At 70.7% G+C, this 25,558-nt stretch carries 24 protein-coding genes; 17 read left to right on the top strand and 7 right to left on the bottom strand.

Features of this window, described 5'->3' with window-relative positions:
• Positions 1-349 precede the first annotated feature (349 nt).
• The 5 genes from AB0K60_RS24775 to AB0K60_RS24755 all read left to right on the top strand — a co-directional run bounded on the left by AB0K60_RS24775 (position 350) and on the right by AB0K60_RS24755 (position 4,794).
• Positions 350-703, top strand: a complete 354-nt coding sequence (locus tag AB0K60_RS24775; protein ID WP_364059487.1) for a YbaB/EbfC family nucleoid-associated protein — start codon at positions 350-352, stop codon at positions 701-703.
• A 16-nt stretch (positions 704-719) separates the two neighbouring features.
• A complete protein-coding gene (gene recR / locus AB0K60_RS24770; RefSeq protein ID WP_364059484.1) occupies positions 720-1,319 on the top strand; it encodes a recombination mediator RecR in 600 nt (199 codons plus the stop codon).
• Entirely contained in the window at positions 1,312-1,842 is a 531-nt protein-coding gene (locus AB0K60_RS24765) for a DUF5063 domain-containing protein (protein WP_364059481.1), read from the top strand. Before recR ends, AB0K60_RS24765 begins: the two co-directional genes overlap by 8 nt.
• Positions 1,843-2,410: 568 nt before the next feature.
• On the top strand, positions 2,411-3,685 hold the full coding sequence (locus AB0K60_RS24760) for an aspartate kinase (protein ID WP_364059755.1): 1,275 nt from the start codon (positions 2,411-2,413) through the stop codon (positions 3,683-3,685).
• Positions 3,682-4,794 (top strand): aspartate-semialdehyde dehydrogenase, encoded by a 1,113-nt coding sequence (locus AB0K60_RS24755; RefSeq protein ID WP_364059478.1) that lies wholly within the window; start codon positions 3,682-3,684, stop codon positions 4,792-4,794. The genes AB0K60_RS24760 and AB0K60_RS24755 overlap by 4 nt, the downstream gene beginning before the upstream one ends.
• Positions 4,795-5,020: 226 nt before the next feature.
• Here the strand turns inward: AB0K60_RS24755 and AB0K60_RS24750 are convergent, their stop codons facing one another.
• Complete coding sequence (locus tag AB0K60_RS24750) at positions 5,021-6,106, bottom strand: hypothetical protein (protein ID WP_364059475.1); 1,086 nt, start codon at positions 6,104-6,106, stop codon at positions 5,021-5,023.
• A 169-nt stretch (positions 6,107-6,275) separates the two neighbouring features.
• On the opposite strand from AB0K60_RS24750, the gene AB0K60_RS24745 reads away from it, so the two are divergent.
• From AB0K60_RS24745 to AB0K60_RS24725, 5 genes are all read left to right on the top strand, one after another.
• Positions 6,276-6,944, top strand: coding sequence for a TetR family transcriptional regulator (locus AB0K60_RS24745; protein ID WP_364059472.1), 669 nt, complete (start codon positions 6,276-6,278; stop codon positions 6,942-6,944).
• Between the two features lie 337 nt (positions 6,945-7,281).
• Complete coding sequence (locus tag AB0K60_RS24740; protein WP_364059469.1) at positions 7,282-7,797, top strand: sigma-70 family RNA polymerase sigma factor; 516 nt, start codon at positions 7,282-7,284, stop codon at positions 7,795-7,797.
• Positions 7,798-7,967: 170 nt separating this feature from the next.
• Entirely contained in the window at positions 7,968-9,077 is a 1,110-nt protein-coding gene (locus AB0K60_RS24735; protein ID WP_364059466.1) for a hypothetical protein, read from the top strand.
• Positions 9,078-9,342: 265 nt separating this feature from the next.
• Entirely contained in the window at positions 9,343-10,302 is a 960-nt protein-coding gene (locus AB0K60_RS24730) for an LLM class F420-dependent oxidoreductase (RefSeq protein ID WP_364059463.1), read from the top strand.
• A 294-nt stretch (positions 10,303-10,596) separates the two neighbouring features.
• Positions 10,597-10,977 (top strand): DUF1232 domain-containing protein, encoded by a 381-nt coding sequence (locus AB0K60_RS24725; protein WP_364059460.1) that lies wholly within the window; start codon positions 10,597-10,599, stop codon positions 10,975-10,977.
• A gap of 69 nt (positions 10,978-11,046) precedes the next feature.
• On the opposite strand, the gene AB0K60_RS24720 is transcribed toward AB0K60_RS24725, so the two are convergent.
• The 3 genes from AB0K60_RS24720 to AB0K60_RS24710 all read right to left on the bottom strand — a co-directional run bounded on the left by AB0K60_RS24720 (position 11,047) and on the right by AB0K60_RS24710 (position 13,785).
• Positions 11,047-12,246 (bottom strand): amidohydrolase family protein, encoded by a 1,200-nt coding sequence (locus tag AB0K60_RS24720; protein ID WP_364059457.1) that lies wholly within the window; start codon positions 12,244-12,246, stop codon positions 11,047-11,049.
• A gap of 80 nt (positions 12,247-12,326) precedes the next feature.
• A complete protein-coding gene (locus AB0K60_RS24715) occupies positions 12,327-13,133 on the bottom strand; it encodes an SURF1 family protein (RefSeq protein ID WP_364059454.1) in 807 nt (268 codons plus the stop codon).
• A 94-nt stretch (positions 13,134-13,227) separates the two neighbouring features.
• On the bottom strand, positions 13,228-13,785 hold the full coding sequence (locus tag AB0K60_RS24710; protein WP_364059451.1) for a helix-turn-helix domain-containing protein: 558 nt from the start codon (positions 13,783-13,785) through the stop codon (positions 13,228-13,230).
• 88 nt (positions 13,786-13,873) lie between these two features.
• On the opposite strand from AB0K60_RS24710, the gene AB0K60_RS24705 reads away from it, so the two are divergent.
• Positions 13,874-14,464 (top strand): GNAT family N-acetyltransferase, encoded by a 591-nt coding sequence (locus tag AB0K60_RS24705; protein ID WP_364059448.1) that lies wholly within the window; start codon positions 13,874-13,876, stop codon positions 14,462-14,464.
• Positions 14,465-14,490: 26 nt separating this feature from the next.
• Positions 14,491-15,099 carry a TetR/AcrR family transcriptional regulator gene (locus AB0K60_RS24700; protein ID WP_364059445.1) on the top strand — a complete coding sequence of 203 codons (609 nt, stop codon included), beginning with the start codon at positions 14,491-14,493 and terminating at the stop codon, positions 15,097-15,099.
• A gap of 56 nt (positions 15,100-15,155) precedes the next feature.
• On the opposite strand, the gene AB0K60_RS24695 is transcribed toward AB0K60_RS24700, so the two are convergent.
• Entirely contained in the window at positions 15,156-15,464 is a 309-nt protein-coding gene (locus AB0K60_RS24695; protein ID WP_364059442.1) for a hypothetical protein, read from the bottom strand.
• Between the two features lie 111 nt (positions 15,465-15,575).
• Here AB0K60_RS24695 and AB0K60_RS24690 point away from each other — a divergent pair, with 111 nt between their 5' ends.
• The gene (locus tag AB0K60_RS24690) at positions 15,576-17,051 is read left to right on the top strand and encodes a methyltransferase (RefSeq protein ID WP_364059439.1); all 1,476 of its coding nucleotides are present in this window, start codon (positions 15,576-15,578) and stop codon (positions 17,049-17,051) included.
• Between the two features lie 208 nt (positions 17,052-17,259).
• A complete protein-coding gene (locus AB0K60_RS24685) occupies positions 17,260-17,541 on the top strand; it encodes a hypothetical protein (RefSeq protein ID WP_364059436.1) in 282 nt (93 codons plus the stop codon).
• A gap of 69 nt (positions 17,542-17,610) precedes the next feature.
• On the opposite strand, the gene AB0K60_RS24680 is transcribed toward AB0K60_RS24685, so the two are convergent.
• Positions 17,611-20,805 carry a BTAD domain-containing putative transcriptional regulator gene (locus AB0K60_RS24680; RefSeq protein WP_364059433.1) on the bottom strand — a complete coding sequence of 1,065 codons (3,195 nt, stop codon included), beginning with the start codon at positions 20,803-20,805 and terminating at the stop codon, positions 17,611-17,613.
• A 688-nt stretch (positions 20,806-21,493) separates the two neighbouring features.
• On the opposite strand from AB0K60_RS24680, the gene AB0K60_RS24675 reads away from it, so the two are divergent.
• A complete protein-coding gene (locus AB0K60_RS24675; protein WP_364059430.1) occupies positions 21,494-22,000 on the top strand; it encodes a hypothetical protein in 507 nt (168 codons plus the stop codon).
• A 262-nt stretch (positions 22,001-22,262) separates the two neighbouring features.
• Here the strand turns inward: AB0K60_RS24675 and AB0K60_RS24670 are convergent, their stop codons facing one another.
• A complete protein-coding gene (locus AB0K60_RS24670; protein WP_364059427.1) occupies positions 22,263-23,567 on the bottom strand; it encodes a pyridoxal phosphate-dependent aminotransferase in 1,305 nt (434 codons plus the stop codon).
• Between the two features lie 96 nt (positions 23,568-23,663).
• On the opposite strand from AB0K60_RS24670, the gene AB0K60_RS24665 reads away from it, so the two are divergent.
• Together AB0K60_RS24665 and AB0K60_RS24660 are read left to right on the top strand one after the other, a co-directional pair.
• Positions 23,664-24,611, top strand: a complete 948-nt coding sequence (locus AB0K60_RS24665) for a LysR family transcriptional regulator (protein WP_364059424.1) — start codon at positions 23,664-23,666, stop codon at positions 24,609-24,611.
• A 130-nt stretch (positions 24,612-24,741) separates the two neighbouring features.
• A complete protein-coding gene (locus AB0K60_RS24660) occupies positions 24,742-25,515 on the top strand; it encodes a glucose 1-dehydrogenase (RefSeq protein WP_364059421.1) in 774 nt (257 codons plus the stop codon).
• Positions 25,516-25,558: the final 43 nt, after the last annotated feature.

Raw genomic sequence — 25,558 nt, 5'->3', positions numbered from 1 at the left:
GACGGTGTCGGTGGCGGGGCGGGGGCCGACGGTGGACGCGCCTGCGCGGCGGTGACCGAAACGGCTGTCGTGGCCGCATCGTTTCGCCGGTCGGTAATTTACGGATGTCGCGAGGGCGTGCCGATGTACGGTGCCGACCGACGCCACGCGGACCGCGTACATGTGTGGGCATCGCGACGAACCAGGCGATTCGTTGCGGCCGGGGGAGCAGCGCGGCCGGGTGGGGCTGGGCGTACGGTCGCATGGATCGTCGGCCCGTCCGGTGGAACACGTGCGTCCTCCAGTGCAACTCCTGGGGCAAACCCCGTAGGCTCGTGAAGACAAGCGAAGCCATGAGGAGCGCACCATCGTGAATCCAGGGGATGTCAACCTGCAGCAGATGCTGGAGCAGGCGCAGCTCATGCAGCAGCAGTTCGTTACCGCGCAGCAGGAGCTCAACGACGCCCAGGTCGAGGGCACCGCGGGCGGCGGGCTGGTCGTCGCCGTCGTCAACGGCGGCGGGGACCTGCTGGAGCTGAAGATCAGTCCGAAGGTCATCGATCCCGATGACCCCGATGACACCGCCGAGACGATCGCCGACCTGGTGATCGCGGCCGTTCGGGACGCCACGAGGGCGGCCGCGGAACTGCAGCAGGAGAAGCTCGGCCCGTTGGCGCAGGGGCTGGGCGGCGCCTTCGGCGGTCCGGCGCTGCCCGGGTTCTGAGCACGGGTTTCGACCGATGTACGAAGGGGTCGTCCAGAGCCTGATCGACGAGCTCGGCACGCTGCCGGGCGTCGGTCCCAAGAGCGCGCAGCGCATCGCGTTCCACCTGCTCGCCGCGGACCCGGCGGATGTCAAGCGGCTCGCGCACGTGCTGCTTGAGGTCAAGGAGAAGGTGCGCTTTTGCCGGGTGTGCGGGAACGTCGCGGCTGAGGAGGAGTGCCGGATCTGCCGCGACATGCGGCGCGACCCCCACGTGATCTGCGTCGTCGAGGAGTCCAAGGACGTCGTCGCGATCGAGAAGACCCGCGAGTTCCGCGGGCGGTACCACGTCCTGGGCGGTGCGATCAGTCCCATCGACGGCGTCGGCCCGGACGATCTGCGCATCAGGGAACTCATGACGAGGCTGGCGGACGGCCAGGTCACCGAGTTGATCCTCGCCACCGACCCCAACCTCGAGGGTGAGGCGACCGCGACCTACCTCGCCCGGCTCGTCAAGCCGATGGGTTTGAAAGTGACACGGCTGGCCAGCGGGCTGCCCGTCGGCGGCGATCTGGAGTACGCCGACGAGGTCACACTGGGCCGTGCGTTCGAAGGACGGAGACTGCTGGATGTATGACGAGTGGAACGCTCTCGCCGAGCGTGTCGCGGGGCACGCGCAGAACTTCCTCGACGGTCTGACGCGGCTGGCCAACGGCGAGGGCGGGGACGCCATCCTCCCGCTGCTGCTGGTGGAGGTCAGCCAGGTGAGCCTCGCCGGGGCGCAACTCGGCGCGGTCGAGGACGTGATTCTGCAGAACAACATCGAGCCGCCGATCGGTCCCGACCCCGACGTCGACCCGCTGCGCACGGCCTTGGCGGCCCGGCTCGGCCCGGTGGACGACTACGCCGAGGTGTTCGATCCATACAAGGACACCACGGTGACCGCGTACCGTCTGTCCGACGACCTCGCCGCGGTGGCGGCCGACCTCGTCCACGGCCTGCGTCACTACCAGGCCGGTCGGCCGCTTGAGGCGCTGTGGTGGCTGCAGTACTCCTACTTCAACACCTGGGGGAACCACGCCGGGGCCGCGATGCGCGCCCTGCAGGCCCTCGTCGCCCACACGCGGCTCGACGTCGAAGAGGAGCGTACGCCGGTCTGATCGACTCGTCGCCGGGACTTACGTCCGGATGGGCGGCGGAGATCGGAAAGAGCCCAGAAAGAGCCCGGAAAGAGCCGGAAGGAGCCGGAAGGAGCCCGGAAAGCGGTCCACAGTGGGTCCACATGCCGGCCCACGCGGCGATCCCACTCCGGGCGGTCCCGCGTGGCCGTGAGCCGGTGGCGAACGCGACAGGGCGTCTGCGCCGGTCGGATATCCATCACGGCAGCGTCCGGTGGCGTGCCCGCATCGGACGGGCCTCGTGACTGAAATCACAGATCCCCGTGAGGCGTGGTGATCCTTCGGGCTGCCGCCGATGGTGTGATCCGTGTCGAAGCCCCTGGCGGCCGGGATGGCGCATGCGGGCGGCCGTTCCCGCGATTTGCCTGCTCGACAGGCCCTCCACGGCACGGGTACTCCGTCACCGCAGCTTGCGAAGACCGGTGCTCCTCGGTTATCCACAGGTCAGGGCCATGATCGCGGAGTTGTCCACATGCTGGGCGGACCCGCGGAACGCCCGGCGGAGCTAAGTAAACTGTGGCTTCCGCAGTCTGACTTCCGGAGACATGTCGTGGCGCTCGTTGTTCAAAAGTACGGTGGTTCGTCCGTCGCCGATGCTGCCTGCATCAAGCGGGTCGCGCAGCGGATCGTCGCGACGAAAAAAGCCGGGAACGACGTCGTCGTGGCGGTCTCCGCGATGGGGGACACCACCGACGAGTTGCTGGACCTCGCCAAGCAGGTCTCGCCGCTGCCGCCAGGACGCGAGCTGGACATGCTGCTCACCGCCGGTGAGCGCATCTCGATGGCGCTGCTGGCCATGGCGATCGGCAACCTGGGCTACGAGGCCCGCTCGTTCACCGGCTCCCAGGCAGGCGTGATCACCGACTCCACGCACGGCAAGGCCCGCATCATCGACGTCACCCCCGGCCGCATCCAGGAGGCCATCGACAACGGCCAGATCGCGATCGTGGCCGGCTTCCAGGGTGTGTCGCAGGACACCAAGGACATCACCACCCTCGGCCGTGGCGGCACCGACACCACCGCCGTCGCCCTCGCGGCGGCGCTTAACGCCGATGTGTGCGAGATCTACACCGACGTGGACGGCGTCTTCACCGCCGACCCGCGCATCGTGCCCACGGCCCGGCGCATCCCGCGCATCTCCTACGACGAGATGATGGAGATGGCCGCGTGCGGCGCGAAGATCCTGCACCTGCGCTGTGTGGAGTACGCCCGCCGGTTCAACCTGCCGATCCACGTCAGAAGCTCGTTCAGCAACAAGGAAGGCACGTGGGTCGTCTCCGACCCCGTCAGTGAGGAAGGCGAGATGGAGCAGCCGATCATCTCCGGCGTCGCGCACGACCGGAGCGAGGCCAAGATCACCGTTGTCGGCGTGCCCGACAAGGTCGGAGAGGCTGCCGCCATCTTCAAAGCGCTCGCCGACGTCGAGATCAACATCGACATGATCGTGCAGAACGTCTCGGCCGCCGCCACCGGGCGCACCGACATCTCCTTCACCCTCCCGGCCGCCGACGGCGCGACCGCCATCGGGGCGCTGCAGAAGATCCAGGAGGAGATCGGGTTCGAGTCGCTGCTGTTCGACGACCAGATCGGCAAGGTGTCGCTGATCGGGGCCGGCATGCGCTCGCACCCGGGCGTCACCGCCAAGTTCTTCGGCGCCATCGCCGACGCGGGCGTCAACATCGAGATGATCTCCACGTCGGAGATCCGCATCTCGGTGATCGTCGGGCAGGACGACGTGGACGCCGCGGTGACCGCCGCGCACCGTGCGTTCGACCTCGACGCCGACCAGGTGGAGGCCGTGGTGTACGGAGGTACCGGGCGATGAGCGAGACGACGAGCCAACCGGCGGGCGCCGCCTCGGGCGCGCAGGGCGGCGGGCGCAAGCCCACCCTCGCCGTGGTGGGGGCCACCGGCGCGGTCGGCACGGTGATGCTGGACATCCTCTCCGGGCGTCCCGACGTGTGGGGGGAGATCCGCCTGATCGCCTCGGCACGCTCGGCCGGGAAGGTGCTGCGGGTGCGCGGGGAGGACGTCGTCGTCCAGGCCCTGTCCCCCGAGGCGTTCGACGGCGTGGACGTGGCGATGTTCGACGTCCCCGACGAGGTGTCGGCCGAGTGGGCCCCGATCGCCGCCGCCCGCGGCGCGGTCGTGGTGGACAACTCAGGTGCCTTCCGGATGGACCCGGACGTTCCCCTCGTGGTGCCGGAGTGCAACCCCGAGCAGGTGCGGAACCGGCCCAAGGGCATCATCTCCAACCCCAACTGCACGACGCTGTCGATGATGGCCGCGATGGGCGCGCTGCACCGCGAGTACGGCCTGCGCGAGCTGGTCGTCGCCTCCTACCAGGCGGTGTCCGGCGCGGGCGTGGCGGGGCCCGAGCGGCTGTACGCCGAGGTCGAGGCCGTCGCGGGCGACCGCACCCTCGGCACGGTCGCCGGCGACGTCCGCAAGACCGTGCCCGACCTGGCCGACTCGCCGTTCCCGGGGCCGCTCGCCTTCAACGTCGTCCCGGCCGCGGGCTCGTACAAGGGCGACGGCTGGTTCTCCGAGGAGCTGAAGGTCCGCAACGAGTCGCGCAAGATCCTGGGCATCCCGGATCTGAAGGTGTCGGCCACCTGTGTCCGGGTGCCGGTCGTCACCACGCACTCGCTGGCGGTCCACGCGACCTTCTCCGAGCCGGTGACGGTCGAGGGCGCTCGGGCCGTCCTGGAAGCGGCGCCGACCGTCGTCGTGCTCGACGACCCGGAGAACGGCGTCTTCCCGATGCCGGCCGACGTCGTGGGCACCGACCCGACCTACGTGGGCCGCATCCGCCAGGCGCTGGACTTCCCCAACACCCTGGATCTGTTCGTCTGCGGCGACAACCTCCGCAAGGGGGCCGCTCTCAACACCGCTGAGATCGCCGAGCTGGTGGCCGCGGAGTTCACCGCCTGATCGTCGGGTCGGCGCGTTTGTGTTCCGGACGCCTGCGACGGCGGGCGTCCGGACGGCATCCTTGAAGGCCCGAGCTGCAAGGCGCTGGACTTCCCCAGGGCACTGGACTTGTCCATCTGTGGCGATGACCTGCCGCTTCCAGCACCGTCGCCGAACCGGTGGCCGTGGAGTTGCCTGGTCGTGCCCGCTGGTGTGCTCGCCGGTGTGGGGGGTAGGCGGTGGCCGGTCACCGGAAGGTGATGTCCCAGTGGTCGCGCTCGCGGGCGAAGATGTCGCTTCTGGCGGTGTTTCCCGAGCGGTACAGGGCGGCGCCGTCCGGTCTGGTGCCGACCCGCTTGTGCGTTCTTCTGATGTAGGCGTCGATGCAGCCGTTGGTCGCTATGTCGACCTTGTAGCCGCTGCCGTGGCTGTGCCGTCCGTGGGCGTGGCCTGTTTCGGTGCCGCCGGTGACCACGATCGAGCATCTGCTGCGGCGCTTCAGGCGGATCAACTGGGCGACCGTGCCCGCGCGGATGGCGGTGTAGGACGTGCAGTTCGGGCGGTGCTTGCTGGCGCATCTGCCGGTGGATCTTCGTTTGATGCCCGCATCGCGTAGCCGGGCTGCGGCGAAGCGGTGGGACAGCTGGGCGTGCGCGTGCAACAGCGGGCGTTGCGGACGCTCGAATGTCTTGGCACCGGAGGACATGCCGAGGAGTTGGACCAGGCCGCCGGCCCGGCCATAGGCGCCGGATCCGGCGTCCTGGCGGTCGGCCGCCGACACGAGGCGGAACGCACCGGCGGGCAGCCGTCCGGCGGGTGCCCGGGAAGTCAGGGCGGGTGCGGCGATGGTTCGCCTGCCGCCGAGTTCCTCCGCCGGGTCGCCGGTGAAGGCGGATCGTGCCGTCAGGCCGCCCGGTTGTCCCATCAGGCCGCGTTGTCCCATCAGGCCGCGTTGTCGCATCGGGCCGCCGGTGCGGATGACGGCCGTCGCCCGATCGTCGGGCAGGGCGGCGTACTTCGCCGGGCCGTCGGTGGAGGCGGCGTCCTGCGCCAGGCTGGCCGTGCGGGGGGCATCCATCATCGGGGCGGCGGCAAAGGCGGTGACCCTCGCCAAGCCCTCGGCGATGGTGGCGACTCTCGTCGAGGCGTCGGTGAAGCGGTCGGGGAGCGCCCTGTCCGGACCGTTCGGGCCGAACGGGTCGGGTGGGCGTGCCGACGGTGGGGAGATCGGGGCGTCGGCTCCCGGGACGACCGCCGTGATCGCCATCTGGACGGTGAGAAGCGCGGCGGCGGACATGCGCACGCGGTCCCACCGTAAGGGACGAGATTCCATGATTGGTTCCTCATCAGGCCGATCTATACGCTGAGACATCGATCCCACGGCAGACCGGGACTGATCCCTCAATACGGATGATCTTTATGGGAACCTGGCGATCAACGGACGGGTCCGTGACCGGAGGGCGGCGGGACCTGACGGGCGCGAGAGCCGTACAGTGGCGAACGTGGGTGCGCCGAAGGCACGTGCGGGCGAGACGACCAGGGAGCTGATCGTCGAGACCGCGCTGCGGCTCTTCCGCGAGCGGGGCTTCGAGGCGACGACGATGCGCGCGATCGCGGCGGAGGCGGGGGTGTCGGTCGGGAACGCCTACTACTACTTCTCCTCCAAGGAGCAGCTCGTCCAGGCGTACTACGACCGGGCGCAGGCCGAGCACGAGGACGCCTGCCGGGAGGTGCTCGCCACCCAACGCACGCTCGCGGCCCGGCTGGGCGGGGTGCTGCGGGCGTGGGTGCGGGTGTCGGAGCCGTACCACCCCTTCGCGGTGAAGTTCTTCAAGCACGCGGCCGAGCCGAGCAATCCGCTCAGCCCGTTCAGCCGCGAGTCCGCGCCCGCCAGGGAGGCGGCGATCGCCCTCTATCGCGAGGTGGTCGAGGGGGCGAGCGACCGTATCGACGCCGAGTTGCGCGCGGAGCTGCCCGAGCTGCTGTGGCTGTTGTCGATGGGGATCGTGCTGTTCTGGGTGCACGACACCTCGCCCGGCTGCGAACGTACCTATCGGCTGATCGACCAGTCGGTTCCGCTCATCGACCGGCTCGTCGGCCTGTCCCATCTGCCCGGTCTGCGGGGCGTGACGCGGGACTTCATCGGGGTGATCCGCGAACTACGCGGGTGACGGCGGGGGCTCGCGTGCGGGTGGATCCGGTCACCGTACGGCGTCGTGATGAAAACGATCTTGCCATGTTTCATGGCGACCCGGTGCACCGCGCCCTGAAGCCACCGGTAGGGCTGTGGCCGTGGACGACTGGGTATCGGCTTTCCCGGCATGGCCCTGCCGAGCTCGGACGCGCCCGACGTGCGGAGGCGGAGGAGTGGGCATGGCAAGGCGGGCGGGGAGCCGTACCGATGCACGCCCTCCAGGGAGGAGGTCGTGGGATCGGCGGGTCAGGAGTGAATTCTGAGTTTTTTACGAACTCCGGTAGTAATGCCGGTCGCCCGCGACAGTTCTTAGCGTGGACGATCCCGAAGAACGATTCACCAACCTCTATGACCGGCACTACCGGAACGTGCTGGCCTATGCCCTGCTCCGGGTCGGCCCGAGCGGGGCGGAGGATTTGGCGAGCGAGACGTTCCTGGTCGCCTGGCGGCGGTTAAACGATGTGCCTGATCCTCCGCTGCCATGGCTGCTCGGGGTGACGCGGAATCTGGTACGCAACCAGCGTTCCCGTCGGTCCCGCGGGGACGAACTGGTGGCTCGGCTCAAGGAGTTGACCACCTTCGTGGAGGGGGACATCGCCGAGCGGGTGGCCGCCCGGCAGGAGGCCCTCGCCGTGCTCTCGGGGATGCGCAACCAGGACGTGGAGGCGCTGATCCTGACCAGTTGGTACGGGCTCACGCCGGCGGAGGCCTCCCAGGTCGTGGGCTGCTCGGCGCGAACATTCTCCGTCCGGCTCTTCCGCGCACGCCGTCGTCTCGCCGACGCGCTTCGGCCCAATCCACCGTTCGCCCTCTTCCGGGAACAGACATGAACGAGCACGACCCTCTCAAGGAACTCATTAAGACGCTGCGCCCGGACGAGTTCACCGAGGACGCCTACAGGCGGCGCCGCTCGGCCGATCTCGTTCGCGCGATGCGATCTCCACGCACATCTCCACATTCTCGGAGGTTTCTTATGTCCAGACGCCGACCATTTCTCGTGATGGCGGGTACGGCCGCCGCCGCGGGTCTGGCCGCCGCCGTGATCGTCATTCCGCAGGTGATCTCGGATCATTCGGCGGCCGGGCGCTCGGCGGCCGGGGGTTCCGTCGCGGCCCCCGACACCCTGGCGAGCCCCCGTAAGAACTCGGCCTCGGCGCCCGCCGCTCCCAAGGCCGCGAACGCCAGGGCGGTCCTGCTGGCGGTGGCGAAGGTGGCGGCGAAGGAGCCGATCGGCCGGGGCGAATACTGGTACCAGCGGGAGCGCGGCAGCGCTTTGATCCATAACTCCGATGAGGAGTACTACAAGAAATTGGCGATTCTGTCCAAGGAGTACGAGCGCACGAAGAACGATCCGGACGCCACGTCCGCCGAGATCGAGGCCGCGAAGAAGACGTTCACGCGGAAGCTCATCGAGCTGAAGCAAGAGACGCTCCCCTACTCTGCGAGCTTCGCGTCGACCACCGAGACGTGGCGCTCGCTGCGTGACGGCAAGGGCCGCGAGGTGGACAACCAGAAGCCCAAGGTCACGTTCGCGACGCCCGAGGACGAGGCCAAGTGGCGACAGGCGGGCTCCCCGGTGCTGGAGGAGAGGGCGAACGAGGGGCCGACGACGAAGGAGGGTAAGCCGAATTACATCCTGTCGATCGGCAACCCGAGCCTGACCTGGTCGAGCATCCGCAGCCTGCCGACGGACAAGAAGGGGCTCAAGGCGAAGCTGCTGGATGTGTACGAGGAGAGCTCCGCGAAGGAAATGGGGGAGTCTCTCGCCCAGTTCTACTGGAGCACGAGCATGGACCTGCTGACTGCGCCGATCACTCCGGGCACCCGGGCGGCGCTGTACCAGGTGCTGGCCGACTCCGCCTCGGGGTTCAAGTCCCACACGGGCGTCGTCGACGCGCTCGGACGCACCGGAATCTCGCTGGAGACGCCGGGGACCAAGCAGGACAGCGAGAGGGGCGGCCCGGTCACCCTGCGTCTGATCTTCGACGCCGATTCGGGCAAGCTCCTGCAGAGCGACATCCTGGAGGAAGGCGTCCCCTTCCCGCTGCTGCAGCGAACGTTCGAACTCACCGGGTACGTCGACAAGGTGGGCGAGATCCCGCAGTCATAGCAACGCCTTCTTAAGCACGGGGGCCGCGAACGGGGGCCGTGGTCTCTCTCGACCGCCGGCAAGAAGCCAAGAAGCCAAGCAAGAAGCCGAAGAATTCGCCTCCGCAAGGATCGCCACTCGGCGACTCGACATATTCACGGGCCGGGAGGCCCCCTAGGTACCGCGAATTTCCGCGGGAGGGGGCCTCCTGGCCCATACCGTCCGGTTGGTATGGTGGTCGCACGGCTTCCGCGGCCGGTCCTTCTCGACCCGTTGGGGGTGGCAGGTGAATCGCTGGGGCATCACGATTCCGTTTATCGGCCGGACGATGATCGAGGCCAAGGGTCTCATCGCCGACCTGCCGTCCCTTGGCTACACCGACGTATGGAGCGCCGAGGTGAGCGGCGGCGACGGGTTCACGCCGCTGGCGCTCACCGCCGACTGGGCGCCCGAGGCGCGCCTCGGCACCGCGATCATCCCGGTGTACACCCGGGGCCCCGGGCTGCTCGCGATGTCGGCGGCCGCGATCGCCGACATCGCCCCCGGGCGGTTCGTGCTCGGCATCGGCTCGTCGTCGCCCGCGATCGTCGAGCGGTGGAACGCCGGGGAATTCGCCAAGCCGTACGCGCGGACCCGGGACACGCTGCGGTTCCTGCGGGCGGCGCTGGCGGGCGAGAAGGTCACCGAGGCGTACGAGACGTTCGAGGTGAAGGGATTCCGGCTGGAGCGGGCTCCTGCGATCCCGCCGAAGATCGTGCTGGCCGCGCTGCGGCCCGGCATGCTGCGGCTGGCCGCCCGGGAGGCGGACGGCGTGATCACCAACTGGCTGTCGCCGGACGACGTCCGCAAGGTGCGCGCCGAGATCGGGCCGGACGTCGAGTTGATCGCGCGGCTGTTCGTGTGCGTGAGCGAGGACGTCGAGAAGGTCAGGGAACGCGCGCGGTGGATGCTGGCGAGCTACCTGACCGTCCCCGTGTACGCGGCCTTCCACGACTGGCTCGGGAGGGGGGAGGCGCTGCGGCCGATGCATGAGGCGTGGACGGCCGGCGACCGCAAGGCCGCCCTCAAGGCCATCCCCGACGAGGTCGTGGACGCGCTCGTCGTGCACGGGGACGCGGCGACGTGCCGGGCCAAAATCGAGCAGTACGTGGCCAACGGTCTGGACACGCCGGTGCTCGCCCCCGTCCCCGTGGACGACACGCCGATCGACGAGGTGGTGCGGGCCCTCGCGCCCGGCGGTTCGTGACCGGCCCGCGCTCGTTGACGGCGCGTTCGCGCGGTTAGGGCCTCTCGCGTACGCATGGCCGGTGAATAAGCCCTGGAGATTCTGGCGTTGTGTCCGCAACGTGCACCGGGTCGGGCACCGTCCACCGGCGCAGCACGCCAACGCGCCGTCGCGGCGACCGAGAAGCCGGATCTGGAGAAGCAATCGCAATAGGCGGGACCCGGGGACGTGTCGCGACTCTCGTTCGTTATGCCTATGCCCGGCCGGGTAGGGGGGCGGGGCGAACGGCATCGAGTGAGGAATGGTGAGCGACCGATGAAGAAGGCGGGACGGGCGCTCGCGGCCTGGCATGCCTACCGCGAGGTGAAACGACCGGGTGCGGCGGGTCTGATGGCCCGGGTACGGGCGGTTCCGCGAATGCTGCGCGGCACGTTGCGCGGCGACTATCCGCACCTGAGCATGCGCAAGCTCGGCATGATGGGGCTCGGCGTGGCCTACATCCTGTCTCCGATCGACGTCGTGCCGGACTTCCTGGCGGTGCTCGGCGTCGCCGACGACTTCGGCGTCTTCCTGTGGTTGATGACCGCGCTGCTCTCGGAGAGCGGCCAGTACCTCGACTGGGAGCGCCACCGGATCACCGGTGGCCTTGAGGACGACACCGGCCACACCGGGCCCCGGCAGCGCGTCGCACGCTGAAAAAAGGGGCCGGGAGAGCGGTCTTGCGTCGCTCCCGGCCCCATCAGCAGGTCCCGTCAGCGGGTCCCGTCAGATGGTCTCCATGCGGAGCCAGGCCCTGGAGGGCAGGGGATGCCCGAAGAGGCGGGCGGCGTTGCCGTACGCGACCCGGGCGATGTCGGTGGGCGGGAGCGTTCCCAGGTTGCGGGCCACGGTGCGCTGGGTGTCGGGCCAGGTCGAGTCGGCGTGGGGGTAGCCGCTCTCCAGCAGGACGTGCTCCAGGCCGACGGCGAGCCGTACGCCGGACAGGGCGTGGTCGTTGAGGGTGCCGAAGAAGAAGTTGCGGCGCAGCACCTCGCTGGGACGCAGGCCGCCCTCCCAGTCGGCCTCCCCGGCCACCGGGTGGTCCAGCGCGTAGTCGGCGCGCTCGGCGAGCATGGGCAGCCAGCCGACCCCGCCCTCCACGATGAGAATGCGCAGCTTGGGGAAGCGCAGCGGGATGCCCGACCACAGCCAGTCGGCGCAGGCGAACATCGCGCTCGCCGGGATCAGCGTGGTGATCGCCTCGATGGGGGTGTCGGGCGAGGGCACCGGCGCCCACGAGGCCGAGCCGCTGTGCAGGCACACGACCGTGCCGGTCTCCTCGCACGCGGCGAAGAACGGGTCCCAGTGGCGGGAATGGATCGACGGGAGCCGCAGCCGTGAGGGGAACTCCGGGAAGAGCACGGCCTTGAAGCCCCGTTCGGCGTTCGCCCGGATCTCCTTGCCCGCGATCTCCGGGTCCGGCAGCCACGGCAGTTGCAGCGCGATGATGCGCTCCGGGTACGTGCCGGCCCACACCTCGACGTGCCAATCGTTCCAGGCCCGGACCAGGGCGAGGCCGAGGTCCTGGTCACGCGTCTTGGAGAAGACCGTTCCAGCCTGACCCGCGAGCATGCCCGGGAAGCACAGCGCGGCCCACACGCCCGCGCGGTCCATGTCCGCGACCCGTGCCTCGATGTCGTAGCAGCCGGGGCGCATCTCGTCGAAGCGGACGGGCTCCAGGGTGCGCTGCTCGGGCGGCAGGCCGGCACCGACGTCGAGGCCCGCGCACGGGTAGGTGACTCCGCCGTAGCGCCACACCTGGTGCCCGGCGTCGGTCTCGACGACCTTGGGGGCGAGCTCGGCGTACTTCTCCGGCAGCCGGTCCTCAAATAGGTCAGGGGGCTCGATGAGGTGGTCATCCGCCGAAATGATCACATAATCCCGCCGCCTGGGCTCGGGGTCGGGGAGAGGCGGCGGAGTAGTCACAGGGAAACCGTAAGGCCATGGAATAACGCCATACAAGCTGGCAGGTCTCCGGTTGGTATCCGTTCATTCACCCGCAGCGCTTAGCCGGTCACTTTATCGGAATAAGCCCTGATGTTTGGGGGTGTGGACTTCTCGGCGGCGGCCTTGCGATCGCGTGCCTCGCGCCGGATGAGAACGAACCATCCGCCGATGGCGATGCCGATGAACAACCACCACTGGACGCTGTAGGCGAGGTTCAGGCCGCCTCCGCCGTCCGGCTCCGGATCGGGGACCGGGGTGGGCGCGGTCGCGGCGGGGGGCTGCTGGGAGCCGAGCTGAACATACCCTCCGTAGAGGCGGTACGGCAGGCTCTTGGCGAGTTCCGGAGTGTTGATCAGCAGGATCTGGCCGGCGGGCAGTCCCTTCCGGTCGGTGATGCCGCTGTTCTCCTCGGTCTCGGCCGGTCGCAGCCTGCCCCGCACGGTCACCTCGCCGGCCGTCGGGGCGGGCACATCGGGCCGCGCCTCCGCCGTGGCGCCCATGCCCACCCAGCCTCGGTTCACCAGCACCGCCTGCCCCTCGCCGGTGATCAGCGGGGTCAGGACGTAGTAGCCGAGCCGGCCGTCCAGGGGGCGGCGTCGTACGAGCAGCTCGTGGGCCGGGTCGTAGCGGCCCGACACCGTGACGGCCCGGAATTTGATCTCGTCGCCGACCGTCCCGCCGACGGTGGTCAGGCGGTCCAGGGGGACGGGCTCGGCCGCGAGGTTGGCCTGGGTGCGCGCCTGGTTGGCCGAGCGCGTCTCGTACCGGCCGAACTGCCACTGCCCCAGCAGGAAGAACGAGGGGATGACCAGCAGGACCAGCAGGTGGAACGCCAGCCATCGCGGAGCGAGCAGGAACCGGTACACGTCATCCAGGGTATGCAGGCCACGACGCGGTCCCGCACCCGCGTGCGTGCACCGGCCCGCGGGGGCGGGAGCCGTACGGGCTCGTGAGGCCTTGTCAGGCGATGCGTGCGCCCGGGCCGGGCCGCGGGGAGACCTCGCGGGGGCCGCCGACCTCGTGGCCCTCGTCGCAGCGGAAGTACTGCCTGACGGGCGCGCCGCAGCCGCGGTGGGTGACGACGACCGAGGGGCCCTCGGGGTCGGCCATGTAGCGGTCGCCCCAGTGCATCAGGGCGATCATGATGGGGTAGAGGTCGAGGCCCTTCTCGGTGAGGCGGTACTCGTAGCGCTGGCGCTGGCCGGGCTCCTGGTAGGGCGTCTTGCGCAGCAGGCCCTCCTCGACGAGGCGGCCGAGGCGGGCGCTGAGCACCTGGCGGGGCGCGCCGGTGGCCACCTGGAAGTCGGCGAACCGGCGGATGCCGCTGAACGCCTCGCGCAGCACGATGAAGGTCCACTTCTCGCCGACGACGCCGATGGTGCGGGCGATCGAGCAGTTGTCGGTGGAGTATCGCAACCGTTCGACCGCGCCGGACTCACGGGTCGGCGCGGACGGCTCGTCCGTGCCCGGCTCGTTGTCTGTCCGCCCTGGGTCGGCCTGCAGCTCTGTCCGGGTCATGTCCAAATGGTAAGACCCCTTCCCCGGTCCTTCCAGACAACCTGAGTCTAGTTGACATACTCAGATGGATCCGACATCATCTGAGTCTATGGATCAAACTCAGCTTCAGCGGGCCGGAGCGATCCCGCGCACCTCCCTCGCACCCGGTGAGGCGGAGGCGATCAAGGCGGGCGCGGCGGTGGAGATCCGCCCCGCTCGCATGGACGACGAGCGCCGGATACGCGACTTCATCCTCGGCCTGTCCCTGCGTACCCAGACGCTCCGGTTCTTCGCCGGCGTTCCCCGGCCCGCGGCCTCGCTGGTCCGCGCCATGATCGCTCGCGACGAGCGGCGCCATGCCCTGGTCGCCGTACGGCCCGGCGCGACCGACGAAGAGATCATCGGGCACGCCATGAGCTGTCACACGACCACGCCGGGATCGGCGGGCGTGGCCGAGATCGCGGTGGTGGTGACCGACGAGTGGCAGGGCCGGGGGATCGGCAGGCGGCTCGTCGAGCGGCTGGTGCTGCGCGCGGCGGCGTGTGGGATCGCCGAACTCGGCATGGATGTCATGGGCGAGAACCGCCGGGTGCTCACCATGGTCCGCCGCCAATGGCCCGACGCCGCGATGCGGGTGAGCTCGGGAACGGTCGAGGTCAGGGCCCGTATCTCCGGCTTGGTGCCGACATTTGCAGAATAAGGTTCTGTTGCGCCACCATTGACGGCGTGACGAACGCGAAGACGGGCCGTGACGGCCGTACCCGGATCATCGAAGGCGCCCTGCGGCGCTTCAGCCGAGACGGTGTGTCGGCCACCACGCTGGCCAGCCTCCGACAGGAGAGCGGAGTCAGCGTAGGTAGTTTTTACCATCACTTCGCCAGCAAAGAACACGTTTTCGGCGTTCTGTACGCCGACATTCAGCGGATGTACTACGACGCGTTCCTCGGCGAGCTGCTCCGGCACGACGACGCGCGGTCGGGCATCGAGGCGATCGTCGCGATGCACATGAACTGGTGCCGCGAGCACCCCGAGCGGGCCCGCCTGCTCATCAGCGAGCGCCCGCCGCGCCGGGAGGAGCCCGGCGGCCCCGAGGTGGGCGAGGCCCGCCGCGCCATGCTGCGCCAGGTGGCGGACTGGTGGCGGCCGCACATGAAGGCCCGGGTGCTGCGGCCCGTCTCCTCCAGCATGTGTTATGTGCTGTGGCTGGGCCCGGCGTACGAGATGTGCCGGCTGTGGTTCGCCGGCGCCTACCAGCCCACCCCGGAGGACATCAAGGAGCTGGGCGTCGCCGCCTGGCACAGCCTGCGGGAGCCGCACGAGGACGAGGAGCGCTGAGCCGGGCGCGGCCGAGCGGCGTGATCGCGACGGCGGTCGGCGGATGGCCGAGCGGCTCAGCAGGCGGCCGCCTGCTTGGCGCGGGTGGGGACCCGCCAGACCTTCTTGTCCAGGCTGATGTCCAGCCGCAGGTCGGCGCGGCGTCGGCGCAGGCCCGGCACCCGGTAGCGGTCGAGCACCTGGAACCGCCTACCGGCCGGGTAGCCGAAGCCCAGTTCGCCGGGCAACACGCGCAGTTCATCGCGATTGCCGCATCGTGGGCATGTCCACGCGACCAGATCCTTGCCGCGGTGGTAGTCATGGCACGCGGCGAAGTACTCATCAGGGCCAAAACGCGACCAGCAGGCGAAGCAGGGAATCAACATCGAGCACGGTCCTCGGCGTGTGGCGGCGGCATGGGTGTCGTACAGGACCATGGATAGCGGACACCACTTGAAGGTCACTTGAAGGCGGCTGCGGACGATAGATTCCCAGCCGTGAACGTCCCGCCCGACCTGCTGACAAGGCTTCGCGACCGGCTCGCCGAGGCGAACTACACGATCGACGGCGTACGCGAGCGCCTGGGCGACACCGCCGCCACCGCGCTCGCCCGCGAAGAGCTCGTGCCCGCCGTCCGGGCCACGCGCGAGCTCGACCCGCTCGCCGCCCTGATCCGGCTGTGGTGGCTCGGTCTGCCCGTCCCCGAGCGGCGCACCGGCCTGCCCGCGGCCGAGCTGGTAGCGGCGGGCCTGCTCGAACGCGACGGCGAGGACGTCCGCGCCGCCGTCCACCTGCAGCCCTGGGAGACGGGCGGCCACCTCGTCTCCGACCGCAAGGTACGGCCCGGCGACCCGGCGCTGCGCGAGGACCACGTGGTCGGCGCGGGCGGCGCCTCGGCGAACCTGGCCCACCTGGTCGTCCGCCGCCCGGTCGGCACGGCGCTCGACCTCGGCACCGGCTGCGGCGTACAGGTGCTGCACCTGGCCGATCGCGCCGAGCGGATCACGGCGACGGACGTGAACCCCAGGGCGCTGCAACTGGCCCGGTTGAGCTGGGCGCTGTCGGGCGTGTCCGGCAAGGTGGCGGACGCGGACGCGCGGATCGGCTCGGGGTTCGAGCCGGTGGCGGGGGAGCGGTTCGACCTGATCGTCAGCAACCCGCCGTTCGTGATCTCGCCGCGTGGGCGGTTCGCGTATCGGGAGACGGGGGCCGAGGCCGACGGGTTCTGCCGCGAGCTGGTGGCCGCCGCGCCGCGCCATCTCAACCCGGGCGGACATTTCCAGATCCTCGCCAACTGGCTGCACGTCAAGGGGGAGGACTGGCGGGATCGCGTGGGCGGGTGGCTCGCGGCGACCGGGTGTGACGGCTGGGCCGTACAGCGGGATGTGCAGGACCCGGCGGAGTACGTCGAGCTGTGGCTGCGCGACTCCGCCGAGCAGGGCACGCCCGCCTATCGGGAACGCTACGACGAGTGGCTGGGGTGGCTGGAGTCGCTCGGGGTGACCGGGGTCGGCTTCGGCTGGATCACGTTGCGCGACGGGGGCTCCCTCGATCCCGTGGTACGCGTGGAGGAGCTCACCTCGCCGGTCGAGCAGCCGGTCGGGGCATATGTGGACGAGATGCTCGACGCGATCACCACGGCTCATCGGCTCGGTCCGCAGGAACTGCTTGACGCGTCGCTGGTGACCCGGCCGGACGTGCTTGAGGAGCGGATCGGCCCGCCGGGCGCCGAGGATCCCGCCCGCATCGTGCTGCGGCAGACGCGGGGTCTGCGGCGCAGCGCCGAGGTCGGCACGGTGGAGGCGGCGCTCGCCGGAGTGTGCGACGGCGAGTTGCCGCTCGGACCGCTGCTGGCCGCCATCGCCGAGCTCACCGGCGCGGAGCGGGACGCCGTGATCGGCGGCGCCGACGGCCTGCGCGGGCTGATCGCCGAGGGGTTCTTCGAGGTCGCGAGGCCCGCAACCGATCATTGATTCGACGTTGACCGGGCTGCGGGATGGTGACCTTGGGCGCGATTCAGGGGGTTGGATCGCCCCGAAAGTCCGGTCGGCCGTCGTTGTGAGGCGGCTGCCACCGTTAGGCGCACCGGAACGCACCCGGGCCCCATGGCGCCGGGCGGTGGTCGGGCGGCCGGCCGGACGACCATTGCGGTCTCCTGTTGGCGAGCACCGGGAAGCGACAGTGATCAACCACTTCTGGATGACGCGGCTGGACGACGACCTGTTCGCGGGGCTCGACGTCCCCGGTCACGACGACGCCGGCACCCTCGACCTCTGCGCCACCGGCGCATTCCCCGCAGACGGGTACGGGAGAGGCACGGCCACCATGGGCGAGTCCGGCACGGACACGTTCGCAACCGGCGCGTCCGGCACGAGCACCCGGATCGCGGGCGCATCGGGTACGGGCGCGGCCGTCATGGGCGAGTCCGGCACGGACACGTTCGCCACCGGTGCGTTCGGCTGACGCGCGCCCGTCACGGGCGCGCCGGACGCCGTCGCACCTGCCACCCGTGCCCGCGACGTCGCGAACGCGTCAGCTCCCCACTTCGTCGCGTTCGAGTAAGGCGCGTAGATCGTCTGCCTCCGGGGCGCCGAGGCGGCGGAAGATGTCGTGCGCGCGGCGCAGACAGTCGCGGCTGCGGTGGGAACTGCCGAGGCCGATGAGGGCCTTGCCGAGGACGGCCAGTGACAGTGCCTCGCCGTACGGGTGGGCGATCTCCTTGCTGACCGCGAGGGCCTGCTCGGCGTGCCGGGCGGCGTCGGAGTAGCGCCGGGCGGCGATGAACGTCTCGGCCAACCGACAGCACACCCGCTGCTCCCAGACCCGCTGCCTGCTGGCGCGGAAGAAGTCCAGGCACTCGGCATGATGCACCACGGCCTCGCTGAACCGGCCGACGTGGGACAGCACGATGCCCAGGTGGTACCGGGCCCGGGCCATGCCCGCCCCGCTGCCGATCTCGGTGAAGATGGTCAGGCCGCGCTCGGCGGCGGCGATCGCCTCCTCCGGGTGCCCGAGCCCCAGGTGATCCCGGGCCGAGTAGCTGAGCACCAGGGCCTCGCCCGCCGGCGCCCCGATCTCCCGGTACGCCTTCAGCGCCGCGTCGAACCAGGCCAGCGCCTCCTCATGGCGGCGCTTGCGACCGGCGACCACGGCGAGCCCGTTGAAGATCTCGCCGGTGAGGATCGGGTCCCCGGTGCTGCCCGTCAGGTCGAGCGCGGCGCGGAACTGCTCCTCGGACTCGTCCAGCCGGTTCGCCCCGAACAGCACCCGCCCGAGCACGTAGTGGCAGCGCAGCTCGCTCGCCGGGTCGCCCGCCGCGCGGGCGGCGGCGAGCACGGCCCGGGTGCGCTGGTCGAACTCGCGGGCGTACGTGCCCGCTTCCAGCAGCGGTTCCATCGCGACCAGCAGGTCGGCGGCGGGCAGCAGCGACGCCACCGGCGTCTCCGGGCGGGCCTCGCCATCAGGCCCGCCGAGGAAACCGCCGGGTCCCCCGGGCCCTTCGGGCTCGGTGACCTGCCCGATCGCGGCGAACATGTCCTCGCCCTCCACGGCCAGCCACTCCACGGCCTCGTCCGCCGAGGCGAAGGTGCGTCCCGTCACCGCGCCCGGCGACGACAGGCGGTCGGCGACCATGCTTCCCTCGTACGCCAGCCGGTGCGCCGCCTGAGCGGAGGCCAGATAGAACCCGAGCAGCCGGCGCAGCGCCTGAGCGGTGGCCGCGGGGTCCTCGGCCTGCTCGGCCTGCCGCCGGGCGAAGAGCTTGAGCAGGTCGTGAAAGCGGTAGCGGCCGGGCGCCGGAGCCTCCAGCAGGCTGGCGTCGACCAGCGACTCCAGCACGTCCTCGGTCTCGATCGGGCTCTGCCCGAGCACGGCGGCGGCGGCGAGCACCGAGATGGCCGAGCCGCTCGGCAGCGACAGCAGCCGGAACGCCCGGGCCTGCCGGGGTTCGAGCTGGTGGTACCCGAGGGCGAAGGTCGCGCTGACCGCGAGGTTGCCGACCTTGAGCTCGTCCAGCCGACGCCGCTCGTCGGCGAGCCGGGGCACGAGCGAGGCGACCGTCCAGGCCGGGCGCGCGGCCAGCCGGGCGGCGACGATGCGCACCGCGAGCGGAAGGAATCCACAGGCGGCGACCACGTCCATCGCCGCCGCGCGCTCGGCGGCGACCCGCTCGGGCCCCGCGACGGCGGCGAACAGGCTCAGCGCCTCCTCCGGCTCCATCACGTCGAGATCGACCAGCCGGGCCGAGGGCAGGTCGGCGAGCTTGCTGCGGCCGGTGACGATCGCCGCGCAGCCCGGCGAACCGGGCAGCAGCGGCGTCACCTGCGCCGCGTCCCGCGCGTTGTCGAGCAGGACGAGGATGCGCCGGTCGGCGAGCAGCGACCGGAACAGCGCCGCCCGCTCGGCCGCGCTCTCGGGGATGATGTCCATCGGCATGCCGAGGCCGCGCAGGAAGGCCGCGAGCACGGTCTCCGGGGCGATCGGATCCTCGCCGTAGCCGCGCAGGTCGGCGTAGAGCTGCCCGTCGGGGAACCGGTCGTGGACCAGATGGGCGACGTGTACGGCGAGCGCGGTCTTGCCCACGCCGCCGATGCCGGAGATCGCCGCGACGGGCACGCCCTCGTTCCCGACGGGGCTGGTCAGCAGCGTACGCAGCCGGTTGACCAGCTCCTTGCGCCCGGTGAAGTCGCCGACGGCGGGGGGCAGTTGCGCCGGGCGCGGCAGCTCGGCCACCGGCTCCGGCTCGGCCGCCCGCGGCGCGCCCGCGCCGCCGCCCGCCGCGTCCCCGCCGACCGTCGCCACCGCCTCGTCTCCCGGCGTCCCGACGGCGGCCGGGCCGGAGGCCGTGGTCCGCGAGGCGTCGGAGACCATTGTGGGCGTTGCGGAGGCGGCCCGGCTCCCGTCGGCGGGCCGGGCCTGCGGCACGGGCGTGCGGGAGGGGGCCATCAGCGTCGGGTCGGCGGCGAGGATGCGCTGCTGCAGCGCGGTCAGCTCGGGGCCGGGCTCGATGCCCAGCTCCTCGATGAGCGCGTGCCGGGTCTCGGTGTAGACGTTCAGCGCCTCGGCCTGCCGCCCGCAGCGGTAGTAGGCGAGCATGAGCTGGGCGCGCAGCCGCTCGCGCAGCGGATGCTCGCCGGTGAGGGCCCGCAGCTCGGCGACGAGCTCCGCGTGCCGCCCGAGCTCCAGGTCCAGGTCCGCCAGCGTCTCGAGCACGGTGATGCGCCGCTCGATCAGCCGCTCCCGCTGGTTCTCGGCGTACGGTCCGACCGCGCCGGCCAGCGGCTCCCCGGTCCACAGGTCGAGCGCCGAGCGGAGGATCTCGGCGGCCTCCTCGACGCGTCCCGCACGCCTGGCCGACTCCGCGGCGGCGCACGAGCGCTCGAACTCGACCAGGTCGAGCGTGCCCGCGCCCAGGCGCAGGGCGTACCCGCGCCCCACCGAGGTGAGCAGTTCGGGGCGGGAGCGCGGGGAACGGCCGGGCTCCAGCACGTTGCGCAGCCGGGAGATGTAGGTGCGCAGGGCGCCGAGCGCGCGCGGCGGCGCGCCCTCGCCCCAGACGGCGTCGATCATCTCGCCGGGCGTGACGGCGCGGCCCTCCCGCAGCAGCAGCATCGCCAGGATGGAGCGTTGCAGCGGCGTGCCGAGGTCGAACTCCTCGCCGTCCCGCCAGGCCTGCACGGGCCCGAGAATGGTGAAGCGCAGCCCCTGACCCCCACCCTGACCGGCCATTCTCAGTTGTCTCCGCCTGTGGACCCGATTGTCACCAAATCATAGTTCCCCACATTGCCCACCCCCTAGACACGGCGCGGACCGTCGGTCGAAGCATTAATCCGCCATTGATCCGGCATTAAGCGAGATCAGGGATTGTTGTCATCAAGCGCGCGTGGTCCCTACGGGGGCGGCCACGCCGACACGATATTCCCGGTCCGGGCGCTCCCGGACCGGCGTACCGGCATTTGCGCCGGTACGGCCCGGTCGGGGATGGCGGCGAACGCCTGCGTCGACGGCCGGACCCCAAGGACCTTCACGGTCGTCAGTCCTCCGCGGCTAGGGGTGTCCGCGGAGGACTTTCCATGTCTCCCACCGTCTACCGCTGTCCTGAACCAGCGGGTGAAGACGCATGGGCCGGTCGTGATGGCGGACCCGTGGTTTCCCGGCCTCGGTAGCGAACCACGCGTGACCTGCTGATCCTCCTTCTGCGGCGACTCCGGCCCGGGTACGGCGGCGACTCCGCGTCGCGTCGATCATGGCGATATGTCCGGGTGATGGCTGCATGTCGGACTACAGCGATCTGTAAGCGGGTGCGGATCCGGTGCAAGCGCCTTGCAGGCGATGCCCCCTATCAATTGGTGTGCAAGCCCGACGGGGGCAAGCACCACGATCCCACAGCACCTCATAGTTCAACGGGGAGAATGAAATGCGTCGCTCCATCCGCACCCTGCTCGGTGTGACCGCCGCCGCCGGTATCGTCGCCCTGGGCGTCCCGGCCCTGGCCACCAGCGCCAGCGCCTCGACCGCCGGGGGCAGCAGCACGACGACCGAGTTCGACTACTACGGGCCGTACTTCTCGGCGAACTTCAAGGCCAAGGTCAAGGGCTCGGTGTTCGTCAAGTGGAACCCGCACCACGACACCAACAAGGTCAACGTCAAGGGCGACCTGTACGACCTCGACTACCGGACCTTCGACCAGGGCGGCAAGTGCGCCTACGTGACCTTCAAGGTCCACCACCTGGGCGACCCGGGCTTCAAGTGGAAGACCGGCCCGACCTACCGCTGGTGCGGCGCCGACAAGGCTCCCCGCCACTTCGACTTCTGGAAGTTCCACGTGGACGGGGTCAAGGCCCAGGTCTGCCAGATCGGCAAGTTCTCCCACTACCCGACCCGGTGCGGCGACTTCAAGCCGGTCTACTTCGCCAAGTTCTAGTCCCTCACACGCCTGAGCATGGCGTCCGGCGCGCGCGACGAGGCGCGGCCACGATCGAATAATTGAACAATCGGCCAACCACGGCCCGTTCAGATCCCGGGGGGGAGACCTGAACGGGCCGTTCGGCATGCTCCGCCCGACGTCCCGGCCCAGTGCTCTCTGGGGCTCAGTCGGGGCTCAGTTGGGGCCCAGTCGTGGCCCGGTCAGAACTCGGTCGGAGTGGGAAGGGGTCCGCGCATCGTCGGCGGGCGTGTTTCGAGGGTCAGGCGGGCGCCACGGCCGGTGCGGAGAAGAACGATCGGCTCGGGGCGGCGTCCCGCGCCGGACGGGTCGCGGCGGCCCCGGTGATTCCGGCGAGCGCCTCGTCGAGGTGGTCGAGGGACTCGGCGATCCACGGCAGGGTCAGGGGGTCGCGGGCGTTGAGCGCGGCCAGGCGCTGCTGGGTGCTCTCGCCGTACAGCATGCTGGTCGCCACCCGCACCCGCAGGGCCTGTGGCCGGTCGCCGAAGGCGTTGCCCGGGAGCACGCCCACGCCGTACCGGTCGAGCAGGGTGGCGGCGAACTCCTCCGAGGTGCGGAAGCCGTCGAGGAAGCCGAAGTCGGGGTAGAGGTAGAAGCCGCCCTGCGGCATGCTCACCGTGGCCCCGGCGCGCATGAACCGCTCGGTCACCGCCCGGACGACGGCGCCGTGCAACCGCCTGCTGTCGGCGATCCGGGCGACCAGCTCCGCCGGCTCGGTGAAGGCGTAGGCGGCGGCCTGCTGTACGGGGGCGGCCGGGCTGGACCAGATCTCGCTGGCGATGGCGAGCATGCGCGCCCGCAGTTCGTACGCCCCGTCGGGGAGACGGGCCACGCCGATGCGCCACCCGCCCAGGGCCAGGCTCTTGCTCAGGCCGGTCGTGATCACGGTGCGTTCGGGGGCGAGGTCGGCCGGGCTGAGGCAGGCGGTTAGCGGGTTGTGGACCAGGTCGCGGTAGATCTCGTCGGAAATGATGATCAGGTCGAGCTCGCGGGCCACCTCGGCCAGCTTGCGCACGGTGTCGGGCGTGGGCAGCAGTCCGGTGGGGTTGTCGGGCAGGGTGACCAGCATCGACCGCACCGTGCGGCCCTGCGCCCGCGCCTCGCGGACCACCTCGACCACCCGGTCCGGGTCGGGCGCCCCGCCTTGACCCGGCGGCGGCTCCACCAGCAGCGGGCGCACCCCGATCAGGTCGGCCTGCGCCGCGTAGCTCACCCAGCTCGGCATCGGCAGCACGATGTCCCCGCCCAACGCCAGGAGCAGGGCGTACAGCAGCGGCTTGCTGCCGGGCCCGCACACCACGAGATCCGCGTCGACGGGCAGGCCGCGCCGTTCCCAGTATCCGGCCGCCGCCTGGCGCAGATCGGGCGCGCCGGCGACCGGGCCGTACCCGTTGTGCGCCGACGACTTCTCCAGGCGCTCGCGTAACGAGGGGTGGACCGGAAGTCCTGCCTCCCCGAACGCCATGTGCAGCACCCGCTCTCCCGCCGTGCGCCTTCGGGCGATTTCCTCATTCGCGGCTAAAGTGGCAGAAAGGGTGATGTTCATCGCAAATCCTCCAAGCTCTGTGAACCGTTCCCAGACTGCGGTCCCGTAGGCATAAGCACAAGCGAAAGATAGCGAGGGTAGGCGTAAGCTTTCCTGATGCTAGATATCCGTCGGCTGTCTCTGATCTGTGAATTCGCCCGAAGGGGGAGCATTGCCGCGACGGCCGCCGCGCTGGGTTACACGCCGTCTGCGGTCTCCCAACAACTCGCGACGCTGGAACGTGAGGCGGGCACGGCGCTGCTCGACCGGACCTCGCGCAGCGCCGAGCTCACCGAGGCCGGACGCCGCCTCGTCGCACACGCCGAACGCATCCTCGCGCTGGTCGAGGAGGCCGAATCGGACCTGTCCGCGCACGCCTCCACGCCCAGCGGCCGGGTGGTCGTCACCGCCTTCCCCACGGCGGCCGTCGCCTTCGCCCCGGCGGTCGCCCGCGCGCTGCGCCGGCACCGGGAGCTGACCCTGCGCCTGCGGCAGAGCCGCTCCGGGCGCGGCATCCGCGAGGTGCAGTCCGGCGAGGTGGACATCGCGCTCGTCGACGACTGGTACGGCCGCTCACGCACGCAGGAGAACCTGCAGGTCTTCCCGCTGCTGCGCGACCCCCTCGTGCTCGTGGTGCCCCGGCGGCACCCGATGGCCGACCCGCAGGTGCCGCTCGACCTGTACGCGCTGCGCGACGAGCCGTGGATGGCCACCCCCGACGGGGAGCCGTCGCGGCTGGCGGTGGACCGGCTGCTCGCCGACGTCGGCGGGGCCCAGCCGGTGGCGTGGGAGTTCGAGGGGCTGAGCACGATTCTCGGCCTGGTCGCCAAAGGGCTCGGCATCGCGGCCGTGCCCGCGCTGGCGCTGGCGGCGGGGGTTCGCGGCATCGCCGTACGGGCGCTTCCCGGCAGCCCGATCAGCCGGGAGGTGCAGGCGGTCGTGCGCCCCTCCAGCCTGCACCGCCCCTCGGTCGCCGCCACGCTGCGCGCGATCCACGTCTCGGCGCGTTTGATCGCCATGGACCTTGAGCCCGTCGAGTCGCTTCAGACGTCGCAACCTGGGTAGCCGACAAACCCCCGCTTCACGAAGAAGGCGGCTTCTCGCCTTTTTCCACAGGGCGAATTCCCACGGGGGAACCCGGCGGTCCGTTCGCTACATTCGAGGGTCACGCCGACCCCGCGCCAAGGAGGCACCCGTGTCCACACCACTTTCCCCGCGTTTTCAGGGCAGGTACGCGCTGGTCACCGGCGCGGCCCAGGGCATCGGCGCCGCCACGGCCCGGCGGCTCGCCGCCGAGGGCGCCGCGGTCGCCGTGGCGGATCTGACCGCCGAGCGCTGCGCCCCCGTCCTCGCGGAGATCAGGCAGGCGGGCGGTACGGCCATCGCCGTCGACTGCGACGTGTCGGACCCGGCACGGGTGGACGCGATGGTCGAGGCGGTCATCGGCGAGTTCGGCCGCATCGACGTGCTGGTGAACAACGCCGGGATGACGCGCGACAATCTGCTGTTCAAGATGTCCGAGGATGACTGGGACCGGGTCATCGACGTGAACCTCAAAAGCGTCTTCCTGGTCTCCCGCGCGGTGCAAAAGCACATGGTCGCCCAGCGGTCGGGCGCGATCGTCAACCTGTCGAGCCGCTCGGCGCTCGGCAACCGGGGCCAGGCGAACTACGCGGCGGCCAAGGCGGGCATCCAGGGGCTCACCGCCACGATGGCGATCGAGCTGGGCCCCTTCGGGATCCGCGTCAACGCCGTCGCGCCGGGGTACATCGACACGCCGATGACGGCGGCCACGGCGATCCGGGTCGGCGTCACCCCGGAGGAACACCAGTCCCTCGCCGCGGCGAACACGCCGCTGCGCCGCGTCGGCCGTCCGGAGGAGGTCGCCTCCGTCGTGGCCTTCTTCGCCTCCGACGACGCCTCGTACGTCAGCGGCCAGACCCTCTACATCAACGGCGGCGCCCGCTGACGCGGCGGCTCACAGGGGCTCACGGGGGCTCACGGCGAGGCGT

Source organism: Thermopolyspora sp. NPDC052614, assembly GCF_040678635.1.
Taxonomy (GTDB): domain Bacteria; phylum Actinomycetota; class Actinomycetes; order Streptosporangiales; family Streptosporangiaceae; genus Thermopolyspora.
Note: the sequence above shows the minus strand (reverse complement) of the source record. Positions and strands in the feature narration are given on the sequence as shown.